At 70.3% G+C, this 14,850-nt stretch carries 8 protein-coding genes; all 8 read right to left on the bottom strand.

Annotation, left to right across the window (positions count from 1 at the left end; all coding sequences use genetic code 11):
* Positions 1-128: 128 nt before the first annotated feature.
* The 8 genes from tssA to WMF27_RS24780 all read right to left on the bottom strand — a co-directional run bounded on the left by tssA (position 129) and on the right by WMF27_RS24780 (position 14,823).
* Positions 129-1,808, bottom strand: coding sequence for a type VI secretion system protein TssA (gene tssA / locus WMF27_RS24745; protein ID WP_437943029.1), 1,680 nt, complete (start codon positions 1,806-1,808; stop codon positions 129-131).
* Between the two features lie 168 nt (positions 1,809-1,976).
* Positions 1,977-2,951 (bottom strand): type VI secretion system-associated protein TagF, encoded by a 975-nt coding sequence (gene tagF / locus WMF27_RS24750; RefSeq protein ID WP_437766417.1) that lies wholly within the window; start codon positions 2,949-2,951, stop codon positions 1,977-1,979.
* 345 nt (positions 2,952-3,296) lie between these two features.
* A complete protein-coding gene (gene tssM, locus WMF27_RS24755) occupies positions 3,297-7,013 on the bottom strand; it encodes a type VI secretion system membrane subunit TssM (protein WP_437766416.1) in 3,717 nt (1,238 codons plus the stop codon).
* A gap of 41 nt (positions 7,014-7,054) precedes the next feature.
* The gene (locus WMF27_RS24760) at positions 7,055-7,732 is read right to left on the bottom strand and encodes a DotU family type IV/VI secretion system protein (protein ID WP_437274698.1); all 678 of its coding nucleotides are present in this window, start codon (positions 7,730-7,732) and stop codon (positions 7,055-7,057) included.
* 34 nt (positions 7,733-7,766) lie between these two features.
* Positions 7,767-9,128: a type VI secretion system baseplate subunit TssK gene (tssK, locus tag WMF27_RS24765; protein ID WP_437766415.1), complete on the bottom strand. Its 1,362-nt coding sequence runs from the start codon at positions 9,126-9,128 to the stop codon at positions 7,767-7,769.
* A gap of 181 nt (positions 9,129-9,309) precedes the next feature.
* Positions 9,310-10,068 carry a type VI secretion system lipoprotein TssJ gene (gene tssJ, locus WMF27_RS24770; protein WP_437766414.1) on the bottom strand — a complete coding sequence of 253 codons (759 nt, stop codon included), beginning with the start codon at positions 10,066-10,068 and terminating at the stop codon, positions 9,310-9,312.
* A gap of 126 nt (positions 10,069-10,194) precedes the next feature.
* The gene (gene tssH, locus WMF27_RS24775; protein WP_437766413.1) at positions 10,195-12,900 is read right to left on the bottom strand and encodes a type VI secretion system ATPase TssH; all 2,706 of its coding nucleotides are present in this window, start codon (positions 12,898-12,900) and stop codon (positions 10,195-10,197) included.
* A 36-nt stretch (positions 12,901-12,936) separates the two neighbouring features.
* Positions 12,937-14,823 (bottom strand): transglycosylase SLT domain-containing protein, encoded by a 1,887-nt coding sequence (locus tag WMF27_RS24780; RefSeq protein ID WP_437769809.1) that lies wholly within the window; start codon positions 14,821-14,823, stop codon positions 12,937-12,939.
* Positions 14,824-14,850: the final 27 nt, after the last annotated feature.

Raw genomic sequence — 14,850 nt, forward strand, 5'->3', positions numbered from 1 at the left:
CGCCCGCAGGCCGAACGAGCATAGAACAAAACCCCCGCCCCTCGGGCAAGCTTCTCGGCGCGACGCGCATCCCCGTCTTTGCCACGCGGCCACTCGGCCACTCGGCCCCCTGCCCCCCGGCATCCGGCTCACTCCCCCAGCGACATCTTCAAGGCGAGCGCCGCGTCGAGCTGGCAGACGCGCTCGAAGCAGAGCGTCTCCTTCGCCTTGGCCTCGGGGGTGGCCTCGTAGCCCTGGTTCAGGACCCGGTAGCACGTGTGGAGCGCGGCGTAGAGCTCCGCGCAGAGATCCGGCTGCCAGGTGGTGAGTCGGTGGTGGTCGACGAGGTGCTCCAGCGCCTCGAGCTGCGCCCGCGCCACGAGGAGCTGGGACAGGTCGATGTTGATCTGGGCCATCGCGAGCCTCACGCGGAAGCGGTCCAGCGCCGTCGGAGCCGCGGCCGCGGCCTTCTCGAGGAGCGCCATCGCGTCGATGGGCTGCTGGTTCGCGACGAGCCCTCGGGCCTCGGAGAGCGGCTTGTCGAGGTAGCTCCGCGGCCTCGCCGGGGCTGCGACGCCGCTCGCACCCGCGCCGCCGAGCGCGGCCGCGACCTCGGACGAGAGCCAGGCCTGCGTCTCGTCGTCGGCGAACGGCGTGCCGTCGCTGAACTTGAGGGTCGGCAGGAGCGGCGCGCGGAGCAGCAGGGCGCCCACCTCGACGAGCACCGCCCGCTTGGCGTCGGCGTAGTCGTCGCCGAGCTGCTCGAGCGCGCTCGCGACGTACCTGTGCGGATCGAGCCAGAGGGGGTAGCTCTGCGCGTACTCGTCGGCGACCTGCAGCAGATCGGCGAACGCCCCCTGGGTCGTGAGCGCCGGGAGCGTCTGCAGCACGTGCTCGGGCGGCGGCGGGATCGCCGTGCTGCCCGTCGGAGACGACGCGCCCGGATCGTCGAGGAGGTCGACCCAGAGCCCGACCCGGAGGATGCGGTACGCGGACGCCCGCTTCGGATCCGCCGCCCGCAGCGCGTCGCCCGCGCGCGCCATCAGGGGCGAGCACTTGCCGAGGGCGGCGAGCGCGGAGTCTTCGTCGACGATCGCCTCGAGGCTGAGCGCCGGATCGCCCGCGGCGGCCACGGGCGCGGGCGCGGGCGGCGGCGCGGCGGCCGCTACCGTGGCCGCCGGCGGCGCCTCGGCCTTCGGCGGCTCGACCCGCGGAGGAGGCGGCGGCGGCGGCGGCGGAGGTGGCGGCGGCGGCGGCGCCTCTGCGGGCAGGCTCGCGACGAGGCTGCGCATCGCGTTCCGGAGCGGGCCGAGCCCTCCGTACGCGTCGCCGAGCTTGTCGGCGAGGTCGACGTCCAGCGCGCGGCTCACCTGGTCGATGGCGTTCACCACGTCGCGATCCGCGGCGGAGACGGTGATGCCGGCGAGCGTCCCTGCCGCGAGGTCTCCGAACCAGGAGCACAGGTTGCCGCGCGCCTTGGGCCGCTTGATCGCGGGATACATGGTGTCCCAGAACGCGTTGTTCAGCTCTTGCACGAGCACGAGCCCGTCGAGCAGGCCGGGCAGCTTGTCGACCTGCGACTTCGCCGCCGCGTAGTAGAGCGCGACGCGGAAGTCCTTGGACTTCTCGCTCAGGAGCTCATCGGCGACGCTCGCGATGCGCCCCCAGTCGACCTTGCCGCCCGCGAGCGACTGCAGCTTGTCGACCTCGTTCTTGAGGCCCTCGAACGCCTCGTCGTAGGTGACGTCGGCGCCGACGCCGCCGTTGATGGGCGCGTACAGCGCCTCGATCCGCTCTTTGGCTTGTTGGATGGCGTCTTCAGCGGCCATGGGGCGCGCAGGATATCAAGGCGTCCTGGTTGTGGACGCCGAATCAGACGACGACTGCACGACGGCTGCGCGACGGCCGCACGGCGACTTCCGCGGTGAGCCGGGCGGCGCACCGGAGCGGCCGCGCGCGGGGTGGAGCGGGTGCCTTCGGCTCGGGGCGCCTCCGGCTCAGCCGAGGGCTTCCAGGAAGCTGTCGAGCGACAGGTCGGTCCGGGCGATGAGCGCGTCGAGCTCTGGTCCGAGCGCATGTCGGGAAACGTGCTCCTCGACGCGTGGGGGTCCGCAGAGGTCGGCGATGTGCTCGGCCTGGGTGGTCGGCGCGATCATCTCGCGGAACGAGCCCACGTGGGGGGTACCGAGGTGGAGGAGCAGGGTGCGCTGTGGTGTCCAGAACGCGTTCATCAGCGTGCGTCCCCATTTCGACAGGCGGCGGGTCATGTCCATCCACACGGCGGCGGCGTACGCGTCTCCTGCGCCGAGCGGCAGCCTGAGGGCGAGCCCTGTCCTCGGGAGCTCCTGACCGCGAAATGGGATCACCGAGTCGAGGATGTTCTGCAGCACCCAGAAGCGGCTCGCGTCGGTGCCGAAGCCGGTGTCCCAGAGCGCCTTCATCGGCTGGGACTTCAGCCATGCGCGGTAGGCGGCGTGCGCCGCGTCGGGGTCGTCGAGCGACGGCGGCGCGATCTGGGAGACGCGGTGGAGGAAGGCGTCGACGGGCAGTGTCCTGCCGTTCGTCGCGGCGTCGTGGGCGGCGGCGAGGAGGGGGAACAGGGTGATGGGGAGCGACGGCCCGGCGGAGACGAGTTGATCGTAATCGTAGGACCCGAACACCACCATCGGGTAGAGCCGCCCGGCGTTATCGCCGCTGGCGGCCCAGGCGCCCACGAGCCCGCGGGTGGGCGGCTCGTCGCCTTTCGGTTCGCCGTGGAAGACGAAGAGGCCCAGGGCCGTCTGGTAGTGCGCATCGAAATGGGCGCCCATGGCGCGCCGGGCGAAATCGATGGACGCGCCCAGCCAGCGGTCGAAGGCCGCGAGCTCCTCGCCACCGGCGTTCAGCCGGATGAAATCGCCCGTGGCGGGCAGCTTGCCGAAGCAGCCGATCTGCGGCGGAGCGGCAGGGCCCTTCTTGCGGCGCCAGAACATGACTGCTGGGAGTGAACCACGAACCGCTCACCGAGCGCTACCACCTTCCCGGTTGCGGCGGGAGCGTGCGGGGAGGGGGCCGCGCGCCCCCCGTCCAGGATCGCCCCTCACCCTCTCTCCCCCCTTTTCACAAAGAGCCAGCGGGGGAGGGGGTGTCGTGCGGGGGGCCGGCGGGGGAGGGCCCCGCGAACCCGAGCGCCGGCCCGCCCCGAAGCGGCTCGCGCCCGGTCTCGGCTCCCCCGTTCTCACGGCAACAGCCCCCCAAAAGGCGCGAGTTCGCGGGAGGGCCCCCCGCCGGCCCCCCGCACGACACCCCCTCCCCCGCTGGCTCCGTTGCTGCCCAGGTCACCCTTTACCGAAGCGATCGCCGATGCTGGCAGGGCAGTTGGTCGCCCGGAAGAAGCTCGTCGGGAACGGGTGGTTCCCCCGGGTCGGCCTGATCTCCATGGTCACGGTCACGGGCGGCGCCGTCATCTGCCAGGTCACCGTGAACAGCTCGTCGTTGTCCCTCTGGGCGGTGGTCGTCCCGGCCTCGAAGAGCCGGAAGATCCCCCACGGCCCTTCGCGCACGAGCTCCTCGTCGAGCCCCCCCGCGCCGCGCACCTGGATCCTCGCCCCCTTCGCGCCTTCGCCCGGCCAGTTGAAGGTGTGCCAGAACTCTTTCTCGTTGCGATAGAGCCTCTTCTGGCCGTCGACCTCGAAGACCACCTCGCTCACGATCGGGCTGACCGTCTTCATGTTGATGTGGAAGACGACCTTCGGCTCCGCCCCCCCGCTGCTCCCGAAGAGCGCGTCGGAGATCTCGTTCGAGCGCCTCAGGCAGTTGTACAGGTTCGCGCTGAACGGCGTGAACGGCTTCGCCGCCTGCGGCTGCCCCGAGAGGTGCGCCTTCGGGAAGAACTCGTGCCCGACCTGGTAGTGGAAGCCCTTGAGGTACGTCTCGTAGAAGCCCCAGAGCACCCCGTCCTTCGGCTTGAAGAAGGCCATCGCGTCCTCGAGCGACGCGTCGCGTGACGACGCGAGGTTGAACGGGTAGCGGTCCTTGATCTTGTCGCGGTAGTGCGGCCAGACCTCGACCTCCCAGATCCCGCTCGCCGCGCCGCCTGCGCGCCGCACGACGGCCTTGTACGCCTGCCGGAGGGGGTTCATGAGGAGCGGCTCCATCAGCCGCTGCCCGTTCTGGTCCATCGAGAGCAGCAGCCCCTGGGTCTCCTTCACCGCGTCCTGGAACGCCTCCGTGGCCTTCGAGGTGTCCGCGTCCGGCGGCCCGTCCTCGACGACGCTCATCTCCCCTGCCAGCCGCTCGAGGTGGCCCACGTACTGGCCGAGCTTGGGCGGGGGCGGCGGGGGCTGCCCTTCGCCCGCCGGCGGCTGGGGCACCCCGAAGCTGGCCATCGACTCGAACTTGTCGGGCACCGGATCGTAGTGCTGGCGCTGGTTCCCCGTGAGCATCGAGTCGATCCGCACGCCCGTCCGCTGGTCGACCTTCTGCGCGATCATGTCCTTGGCCCTGTCGAGCAGGCCGCCGTCCGCCGTCAGCAGGCTTGGCTTCTCGTCCTTCCCGAACTGCGTCTCGTCCGAGAGCCGCTGGAGCAGCCGCCGGTAGGGCCAGTCGGGCGTGGAGAGCACCCTGAACTCGTGGATCGCCTCCCGGTTCGTCTTCGGGACGTCGACCTGGATGTCGCGGAAGAACGCCTCCCACTGCGCGATGTACGCGTTGTCGTAGTCCTGCCGGACGCGGTCGAGCTCCTTCTGGATCTGGTCGCCCTGCCGCTTCTCGTCGCTCGACAGGGGGAGCACCCAGAGCTCTCGCTCGAGCTTCTTCCTCCCCTCCTTCAGCGACTCGAGCACCTGCGCGTGCCCCTTGGCCGTGTAGGGCCCCTGCACCTCGAACCACGTCCCGCCCCGGTTCTTCTGCGCGCTGTGGACGACGGTCAGCACCTCGGGCCGATCCGCGAACATCTCGTTGAGCGACACCGGCGGGTACTTCAGGTTCTCCGGCGTGTTCGGCCCCGACTCGTCGTACTTCTGATCGATCAGGCTCGTTACAAACTGATCGTAGTAGCGCTTCGTCGGGTCGACCCGCAGCAGGTCGGCGCGCGCCCTGGCGATGAGCGGCTCGTTCAGCTCCTCGGCCTCGAGCTTCTTCCGCCGCACGAGGTCGATGTAGTACGCGACGTGCGGCGTGAGCCGCTCCTTCAGCTCGCTCTCGGGCAGATCGGTGAACGGCTTCAGGGTGTCGGCCCAGACCTGGACGAGCCGCCCGGTCTGCCACCGCGCTGCCTGCTCATCCATGTGGCCCTGGTACTCCTTGCCGAGCAGGAGGTAGCTCCGCAGCGCGTTGTAGCCGTCCAGGAACTCCCCCTCGCGCACCTTCTCGAGCTTCGCCTCGAGCTGCGCCTTCGCGGGGCTGACGAAGCCCTGCTTCAGGCTCATGATGTACTGGCCCATCGTCGGCGGGAACAGCTTGTCCCCCTGGAACATGAACCAGCCGTACTCGATCGGCGTGTTCTCGACGTAACCGTCGAGCCGCCCCACGTGCTCCTGCAGCCGATCGAGCTTGTCGATGTTCGCGCGCACGTTCGGCGGCGCGCCGCTCCGCCCGGACCAGTCCACGAACGCGATCTCGTCCGAGATGCGCCGGGTCTCGGCGACGAGCGCCTTGTTGTTGAAGTACGAGATCACCGCCGGCAGGAGGAACAGGAGCGCCACGAGCGCCGCGGCCGCCGCGACCAGGATCCGCTGCATCCGCCGCCGCCGGAGCTCCGCCTCGGAGCGCGCGGCGAGGTCCTGATCCGGGAAGACGACGTTGGTGAAGACGTCGTGCAGGAAGAAGCTCTTCGACTCCTTCGGAACCGCGGCGTCCTCCTCGCCCTCGCCGAGCCCCGCGCGGAGCCCGAACGCGCGCCCCATCGCCCCGACCACGCGGTCGAGCGGCCGCCCCTCCTGGACGCCGCTCGTGAAGTAGAACCCGCGCAGGATCGGCGTGGGCGCCGCGCCCGCCTTCGGCGCGAACGCCGCCGCGATGAAGTCCGACAGGTTGCGCTTCACCGCCGCGAACTCGAGCGGGAACTGGTAGCTCTTCTCCTTCACCTCGCGGTTGCGCTCGCCGATGAGCCGCTTCGTCAGGCGCGCGTGGAGCTTCTCGACGAGCACGTCGAACTCGCGATCGAAGATCTTCCCCGGCTCGTCCTTGTTCTCGTCGAGCCGCACGGTGGCGCCCCACGCCTGGGCGCGCTCGCTCTTCTTCAGGTCGCCGAAGTACTCGGTGAAGCCCGCCACCAGGTCGCTCTTCGTGAAGAGCACGTAGACCGGCAGGACCATGTGCAGCGTCTGCTGCATCTCGTCGATACGCGCGCGGATCTTCTTGCCGGTCTGATCGATCTGCTCGTCGCTCGCGTCGAGCAGCTCGCTCAGGCTCACCGCGACGATGACGCCGTTCAGCGGCTTGTGCTCGCGGTGCTGCAGCAGGGTCTCGAGGAACGCCATCCACTCGTCGTGGTCGTCGCTCTCGGTCGTGTACCGGCCGGCGGTGTCGAGGAGGATCGCCTCGTTCGTGAACCACCACTCGCAGTTCCTGGTGCCGCCGACGCCGCGCACGCCGGTGCGCTCGGGGTCGATGTACGGGAACACGAGCCCGGAGTGCCGGAGGGCGGTGGTCTTGCCTGCCCCGGGCGGGCCGACCATCACGTACCAGGGGAGGACGTAGAGCGCGTCGGCGCCCCGCTTGCCCCCGCCGAGCTTCGAGGCCTTGAGCGCGGCGATGCCCTCCTGCATCTGCCGGTTGAGCTCCTGGATCTCCGCGCGCCGCTCCGGCTTCGCGTTGATCACCTGCTCCTGCGCCTGCTGCGCGATCGCCTTCTCGAGCGCCCGCGCGGCGCGCGCCGCGCGGATGCGCCTATAGACCGCCAGCCCGACGAGCAGGGCGAGGACGACCGCCGTCGCCACGAGCGGGATCTCGATCGGGAACGCCTCGGCCCCCTCCCCTGCCGCCGGGCGCAGCATGAACCACACTCCCCACACGGCGGTGAGGAACAGGGCGCTCAGGATCCACAGCCACATCGCAAGTCTCCCTCGGGAACAGCAGAGGACGGCGGAGTCGCCTAGGTCCCCGTGCTGATCAGCTTCTTGATCTGGTCGGCCACGCCCTCCGCGTCCGAGGCCACGACGAGCCGGAGCACGATGACCACGAGGACGGCCAGCACGAGCAGCCCGAGCGCGATGGCCAGGTAGGGCAGCTCGCGGCGCACCGCGTTCGCACCGCCGTCCTTGCGCTCCGCGTTCGGCGCGAGGGCCTCACCGCCGCCCTCGGCGACAGCGACGTGGTTGCCCACGCCCTCGATGACGGCGCCGAGGCCCTCCTGCTGACGCAGACGATATTTCCCCTGGAAGCCGAGGGCCAAGCAGAGGAAGTAGATTTGCGCGACGTGGTTCCTCCCGCGCTGGCCGTAGAGGTTGTCGAGGTTCGTGAAGAACCCGTCGCCGGCCGTGTTCAGCTGGAAGAACTGGAACTGCAGCGGGTTCTGGAGCCACTGCGTCCTCCCCGGCCAGTTCGAGTTGAAGATCACCTCGTCAGCGAAGGCCGCGAGCGCGAACTTCGCGTCGATCATGTCCTGCTCGGGGATGCGCGCCTCCCGGCCGTTCTGCATCATCGTGTCGAACAGGCCGAGGACGCGCCGCTGGAGGATGTCGGGCGCCGGGAGGTCGCGCGAGTTCCTGAGCTGCAGGATCAGCGAGAGCACGTCGGAGCACACAAAGTACATCGTCTGCGAGAGGCTCATGGGCTCCTCACCCGGAAGGGGCGGCCTGACACGTTCACTTTCCTGCCGGGACGGCGATCAGCCGGAGATCGACCTTTTGCGGTTCGATCGGCTGGTAGATAGCGATCGTGCCAGAGCCGAGGATATCGTTCCAGTAATCGCCGTTCTGGTTGACGCGGAGGTAGACGAGCCCCGGCTTGACCGGGATGGCGCCCGGCGGCCGGTACTCGATGGCGACGTTCACGCCGGGCGTCGCGGAGTGCAGGATGTGGCCGATCTGCGTCCACGAGCCGATCTTGAGCAGGCGCGGGAGCCGCTCGCGCAGCGTGCCCTCGTCCGTGCCCTTCGCCTCGAGGAACATCTCGTGGCTGCGGGGCAGCTTCGGGTCCTCGAACCTGCCGAGGTACATGCCGTCCTCGCGCTTCTCGAGCGGCACGATCACGAACTGCTCCGTGACAACCTCGTTGATGAGCCTCCACGCCCGGTCGAACATCGGGTCGAGGACGCCATCGAGCTCGAGGTAGTTGAACTTGGGGATCGTCGTCGGATCGCTGTCGGTGGCCGCAAAGGTGCAGAGCTCTCCGATGAGCGAGCCGAGGACGACATAACACTGCTCCGGGTGCGCGCCGCCGTGGTCGACGAGGTGCGACACGATCGGGATGTACGAGTTCAGGGTGTGGAGCAGCCAGAACTTGGTGAGGTCGGAGGCCTGGAAGTCGACCGACGCCGCGTTGCGCATGCGCCGCCCCTCGACGAGCGACTTCTGCTTGCCGACGAGCGCCGAGAGCACGCGGCGGAGGCCGGACATGATGTGGTCCGACGTGTTGATGCGAAGGACCGACGGGATGAAGTTCTTCCGCAGGGCGATCGCGCCGGAGCTGTCGCGGACGAGCTGCGCGATGCGCACGGTCTGGTACGCGTCGCGCGGCTCGGTGCCGAAGAGGAGCCGCAGGTTGGTGCGGGCCCAGGTGACCGACTGCTCGTTGCGGCCGGAGTTCACGTCCGGGACCGTCGTCTGGGCGGCCACGAACCGCTGGGCGGGGCCCGCCTTCGCCGCGTCCAGGCTGATGTTCGCGGCGGTCTCGCGCAGGTTCGGGATGCCGAGGAAGACGTCGAGCGTCTTCAACGCGGCCGGGAAGGCGCCCTCGAGCGGCCGCGCCTCGACCTGGTCCTCGCCGCGATCGCCGATGAAGAACGGCGTGCCGTCGGGGAAGACGCCGTGGCATTTGACGACCTTGAACTGCCCGGCAGAGAGCGCGCGCTCGTCGAACTGGGCGGACGTGATGCCCCAGTCGTAGCCCACGACGGCATGGAGGCGCGCATGGAGCAGCGTCTCGTGGTAGGCGTCCGTTTGCTGCAGGTGCTGAGGGGTCATGAAGAGCCCCTCGGTCCAGACCGGCTTGCGCGGGTGAATCATGTCGCCCGTCCAGTCTTACCAGATGTGCCGTGCGCGGCGTCGCGAAAGCGGGTCGAGCGCGGGGAGCGCCGACGCTGCGCTGCGCGCGTCGGGCCGCTCGTCGTCGCCGGGGGCCGCGCGGTCACGTCGCGCACGCCGCGCGGACTGCCGCTGGGAGGACGACCTGCGCGCGCCACGACGATCACTTCCCCGGGCGAGCGGGCGCCTCTGGCGCGGCCACCTTCTTCGGCAGGCTGAGCCGGCGAACGGCGCTCGCGTTGGGGAACATCGACTCGTCGAACTCGACCCCGTTGTCGATCTTGGTCGAGTCGATGAAGAACGCGACCCGCGGATCGGCCACGGGCGGACCTGCGTCGGGCTCGCGGCCGCCGCACTGCGCCTCTCCGGGCGGGAGCGGGAACTCGTAGAAGGTCTTCCAGCTGTTGCCCTTCGGGCTGTGGAACAGGGCGGCGCCGACGAGGTGGCTCGCGTCGGGCAGGCGCTCGAACTTCACCTCGACGAGGTCGTTCGGGAAGACCTCGACCTCGTCGACCTTGGCGAGGTCGTCCTCGAGCGTCTCCTTGTCCTTGAGGAGGATCTGGTCGTACGTCGCGTTCTCCATGCGCGCGCTGCTCTTCAGCTGGTAGAGCCGCACGACCACGGGCCGGGGGTTCCCGTTCTCGTTGGGGTTGATGTTGTCGGACGCGTAGATCGAGAGCGTCACGATCTGGACGTCGCACGGCTCGGGGGCCGCGGGCGGCGGCGCCGCGGACGTGCAGCCCGAGAGCGCGGCGGGCAGCGCGGCGCCGAGGCCGACGGCGAAGGTCGCCGCCGCGATGGCCGCCGCGACCTTCGCCGGGGCCGCCCCGCGGAGGAGCGACGCCGGCCGACGTCGAGGCCCCGGCTGGCGCGCCGAGCCCTCCCCTGCGGGGGAGGGCGAACGGGGCTCCCCGATCCACATCGAACGCTGTAGGACCTTGGCGAACGGGACCATGCTCCGCCCAATTTATGCGGAGTCTCGCGGCCAGTACAACTTTCGGTGTGCGAGCGGCGCCGATCGGTCCGTTGCAGTCCGTTTCAGTCCGTTTCAGTCCGAGAACGCGATCGTGAAGTTCTTTTCGGCGTCGACCCCGATCTGGAGCCGCTTCGGGAGCGGCCCCTCCGCCATCTTCTCGAGGACGGCGACCGAGAGCAGCGGGAGGAGCGACGCCCGGAGGATATGGTCGATGTTGCGCGCCCCCGTGTCGACCTCGGTGCAGCGCGCCGCGATCGTCTCGACGAGCGCGTCCGAGTACGACGCCTCGATCCGCTGGCTCTTGCGCAGGCGGTCGACGAGCGCGTCGAGCTTGAGCCGCGTGATCTCGCCGAGCGCGTCGGGCGAGATCGGCAGGTACGGCACCGTCGTCATGCGCGCGAGCAGCGCCGGCTTGAAGTGCGCGGAGAGCGTCGGCTTGATCGACTCGACGATCTCCTTGATGAACTCGCCGTCCGCGTCGAGGCGGCGCGACGGGTCTTCTTCCCGCGCGGCGACCGTCATGTTCGTGATCTTGTCGGTCGCGAGGTTGCTCGTCAGGATGATGACCGTGTTCTTGAAGTCGACGAGCCGCCCCTCGCCGTCGCTCAGCATGCCCTTGTCGAACACCTGGTAGAACAGGTTCATCACGTCGGGGTCGGCCTTCTCGACCTCGTCGAGGAGCACCACCGTGTAGGGCCGCTGGCGCACGGCCTCGGTGAGCATGCCGCCCTCGCCGTAGCCGACGTAGCCGGGGGGCGAGCCGATGAGCCGGGAGACGGTGTGCTTCTCCTGGAACTCGGACATGTTGATGACCGTCATCATCCGCTCGCCGCCGAACATGAGGTCGGCGATCCCGAGCGCGGTCTCCGTCTTGCCGACGCCGCTGGGCCCCACGAGCAGGAACACGCCCTGCGGCGTGCTCAGCGGCTTCAGGCCCGCGCGCGCGCTGCGGAGCTCCTTCGAGATGCTCACGATGCCGTGCGTCTGCCCCTTGATCCGCCGGGTCAGCCGGCCCTCCATCTCGAGGAGCGCCTTCACGTCGTCCTGGACCATCTTGCCGACGGGGATGCCCGTCCACGCCGCGACCACGCTCGCGACCATGGCCTCGTCGACGTCCGGCCGGATCAGCGGCACCTCGCCCTGGCTCTGCTTGAGCTCGTCGAGGGCCTTCACCACGTCGCGGCGCGCGGCGTCCCGCTCCTCGCTCGTCTTGGCCTCGTCCATCTTCTTGCGGGCGTCGATGACCCGCTGCGTGCCCGCCGTCTCCTTCGCGTAGTCGGCGCGCACCGACTCGAGCTCGGCCTTCGCCTTGGCGAGCTTGTCCTTGAGCTCCGCGACCCGCTCCTGATCGATGTTGACGCCCTTGTCCCGATCCCGCTCGAGCGCCGTGAGCTCGGTCTCGGTGTTCACGATGAGGATCTCGGCGTCCTCGACCGCGGCGGGGCGCTGCTGCAGCGCGACCTTCACCCGGGCCGCGCAGGTGTCGAGCAGGTCGACCGCCTTGTCCGGCAGCTGCCTGCCGGTCAGGTAGCGCGCCGACAGCCGCACGGCCGCGGTCACCGCCTCATCCTGGATGATGACGTTGTGGGCCGCCTCGAACTTCGGCCGGAGCCCCCGGAGCATGACGACGGCCGCCGGCTCGCTCGGCTCGTCGACCTTCACCGGCTGGAAGCGCCGCTCCAGGGCAGCGTCCTTCTCGAAGTATTTCTTGTACTCGCTCCACGTCGTGGCCGCGATCGTCCGGAGCTCGCCGCGGGCGAGCGCCGGCTTGAGCAGGTTGGCCGCGTCGCCGCCGCCTTGCTGGCCGCCCGCGCCGATGAGCGTGTGCGCCTCGTCGATGAAGAGGATGATCGGCTTCGACGACCCCTTCACCTCGGCGATCACCTGCTTCATCCGGTTCTCGAACTCGCCCTTCACGCCGGCCCCTGCCTGGAGCAGCCCCATGTCGAGCCCGAGGATGTCGACGCCCTGCAGGAGCGGCGGCACCTTCGGGTTCTCCGGCGTGCTCTCGACGATGAGCAGCGCGAGCCCCTCGACGAGCGCCGTCTTCCCGACGCCCGCGTCGCCGACGATGATCGGGTTGTTCTTGCGCCGCCGCGCGAGGATATCGATGACCTGCCGGATCTCCCGCTCGCGGCCGAAGATCGGATCGATCTGCCCCGCGCGCGCCTTCCCCGTGTAGTCGACGCAGAACTTCGCCAGCGCCGAATCGGGCCCGGCGCTCGCCATCCCGGCCGGCAGCTTCCCGGCCCCGGGCGCGCCTGCGCCCGCCGCCGCCGCGGCGGCCTCCGCCTCCTCCTTGGAGCCGGAGACGATCTTGGGGAGGTTGTTCTTGAGATCGTCTTTCGAGATGCCCTCGAGATACGCGCCGATGCTGCTCACCGAGTACCGGGTCGGCTGCTGGACGAGGCGCTGGAAGAGCACGCCGCTCCGGACCCGCTGGTAGCCGTACTCCATGGATCCGACGAGATAGGCGTCCTGCATCCACTCGAGCATCGTCGGCGAGAGCACGGGCCTCCCGGCGTTGCCCTTCCTCAGCTCTTCCAGGCTGCGCTGGAGCGCGGCGCGGAGGTGCGACGGGTCGAGATCATAGTGGGATACGAGAAACGCGATGTCGGAGTTCGCGTCGTCGAGCAGCGCGAGGAGCAGGTGCTCGAGCGTGACCTCGTAGTGGCGCGCGTTGACACACTGGCCAATCGCCGCCTCGAGGGCAGAGGTGCAGTTCTTGGTGAGTCGCTTGACGATGGCTTTGGTGTCGACGAGCTGCATGCGCGGCATGCTAACCGAGGCGCGCCCTCGTCCGAAAGCGCCTCGTCAGCCTCGCCCCTTGCGCTTCTTCTCCGCGGCCTCCGGGGCGCGGCCCTCGGCCCCGCTCGCCTCTCCGCGCTCCCGCGCGGCCGGCTTGGCCCCCCCGCGGGTGGCGTCGCCTCGCGGCGCCGGCGCGGCGTCGTGGGCGCTGGCGTCCTTTTCCTGCGCGGCGAGCGGCTCGCCGGCCGCGACGCGGTCCACCATGTCGGGCCGAATCCGCAGCTTGAGCAGGGCGCCGACGCGGAGCTTTTGGTCCGGCTCAATACGGTTATCGCGCGCGACGTCCTCGACGTCTATGACGAACTGCCGCGCCACGCCGATCAGCGTATCGCCGGGCGCGACGCGATAGAGCATCACCTCGCGCGCGGACCGCGGCTGCCCGCGCCCGGCGCGCGTCCGCAGCGGGGCGCGCGAGACGTCGACCGCGTCGTCGTCGGACGAGCCCTCCGCGCCGTCGTCGAGCGAGGACGTGGCCACGGGATCGCGCATCGCGCGCCGCTTGCCGAGGGCAGGCCGGTCGTCGTCCGTGTCCTTCTCGGCCGCCTCCGCCGTTCGCTTCCGCGCCGGCTTCGGGAGCAGCGAGAGCAGGCTCTCGTCGTCCCGGCTCCCCCTCCGCGGCGCGAAGTCGCGTCCGCCGAGCAGATCGACCGGATCGAGGATCGACGCGCCGTCCGTGGAGAGCAGCTCCGTGGAGAGCATCGCGGGCAGGGCGGCCTGCGCTCGAGCGAGCGTGTCCGGCGGGAGCATCACGAGGAAGTCTCCCCGTCCGGGCGGCACGCGGTCCCCCAGGATGTCGGGGTTCAGCTTCCGCAGCGTCGAGGTCCCGACGCCGGCGGCCTTCGCCAGCGTCTTGAGCGGCGTCCCCGGGGCCACCGCGATCTCGGCGGCGTCGATCGGCCGGCTCACCGCGACCTCATCGAACCCGAACCGCTCCAGGTTGTTCGCCACGATCGCCGCCGCCCCGATCTTCGGCACGTACGCGGCCGTCTCCGAGGGGATCGCCTCCTGGCGCGCCAGCTCGTTGAAGTCCGACGTCCCGTAGCGATCGATGCGGTCGAGCAGCTGCTCGTAGCCCATGTTGTAGGCCGCGAGCGCGAGGTCCCAGCTGCCGAAGCGCAGGTAGAGATCGCGCAGGTGGTGCGCCGCCGCCTGCGTGGCGAGGCGCGGGTTCTTCCGCTGGTCGAGGTGCCGCGTCTGCTGGAGCCCGTAGACCGCGCCGGTGGCGGGCATGAACTGCCAGAGCCCCACGGCGCCGACCGGCGATTTCGCCCGCGGGTCGAACCCGCTCTCGATCATGGCCACCCAGATGAGATCCTCCGGAAGCCGTCGTTCCCTGAGCTCGGCCTGGATCATCTCCTGGTAGCGCCCGCTCCGCTTCAGCCACGTCTCGAACATCTGCCGCCCGCGGTCGGTGCGCGTGAAGAAGCGGACGTACTTCAGGGTGCGGCGCGACACGGCGAGCCGGAGGTCGGGCAGCTGCAGCTTCGAGAGCGCCTCGGCGCCGGCCGCGTCGAGGTCGTCCACGTCGTCGGCGTAGCTGCCTTCGGCCGAGAACGCGCGCGGCGGCCGCGAGAAGCTCGGCCGATCGAGCTCGCACGCGGCGCCCTCCCGCGCGTCGCGCCCCGCCGCCTCGCGCAGCCGCCACAGCTCCCGCGACTCGCCCCCCGGCGGCGCTGCCGGGCCGTCGAGCCCGCGCGCCGGCGCCGCGTACGGCGGCGCCGCCGCGGCGAGCGCCCCGACCGGCGCCGCGGCCCGCGCTGCCCCCAGCTGGTAGGTCGATACCGCCGACTGGACCGACGTGATCGCCGACTGGGGCGCCGCCATCCCGACCCCGTAGCCAAACGCCAGGGCCGAGACCAGGGGAGGGATCTTGTGGACGAGGCTCATCGGCATGTGGTTCAACGTCGCACCATGTAGGCA

This window comes from Sorangium sp. So ce281 (genome assembly GCF_051527395.1).
In the GTDB taxonomy this organism is placed as follows: Bacteria; Myxococcota_A; Polyangia; order Polyangiales; family Polyangiaceae; genus Sorangium; species Sorangium cellulosum_B.

Bases quoted from the DNA above. Each gene is read 5' to 3' on its own strand.
- tssA (WP_437943029.1), bottom strand. From the start codon at position 1,808: ATGGCCGCTGAAGACGCCATCCAACAAGCCAAAGAGCGGATCGAGGCG.
- tssJ (WP_437766414.1), bottom strand. From the start codon at position 10,068: ATGTGGATCGGGGAGCCCCGTTCGCCCTCCCCCGCAGGGGAGGGCTCG.
- tagF (WP_437766417.1), bottom strand. From the start codon at position 2,951: ATGTTCTGGCGCCGCAAGAAGGGCCCTGCCGCTCCGCCGCAGATCGGC.
- tssH (WP_437766413.1), bottom strand. From the start codon at position 12,900: ATGCCGCGCATGCAGCTCGTCGACACCAAAGCCATCGTCAAGCGACTC.
- tssM (WP_437766416.1), bottom strand. From the start codon at position 7,013: ATGTGGCTGTGGATCCTGAGCGCCCTGTTCCTCACCGCCGTGTGGGGA.
- WMF27_RS24780 (WP_437769809.1), bottom strand. From the start codon at position 14,823: ATGCCGATGAGCCTCGTCCACAAGATCCCTCCCCTGGTCTCGGCCCTG.
- tssK (WP_437766415.1), bottom strand. From the start codon at position 9,128: ATGATTCACCCGCGCAAGCCGGTCTGGACCGAGGGGCTCTTCATGACC.
- WMF27_RS24760 (WP_437274698.1), bottom strand. From the start codon at position 7,732: ATGAGCCTCTCGCAGACGATGTACTTTGTGTGCTCCGACGTGCTCTCG.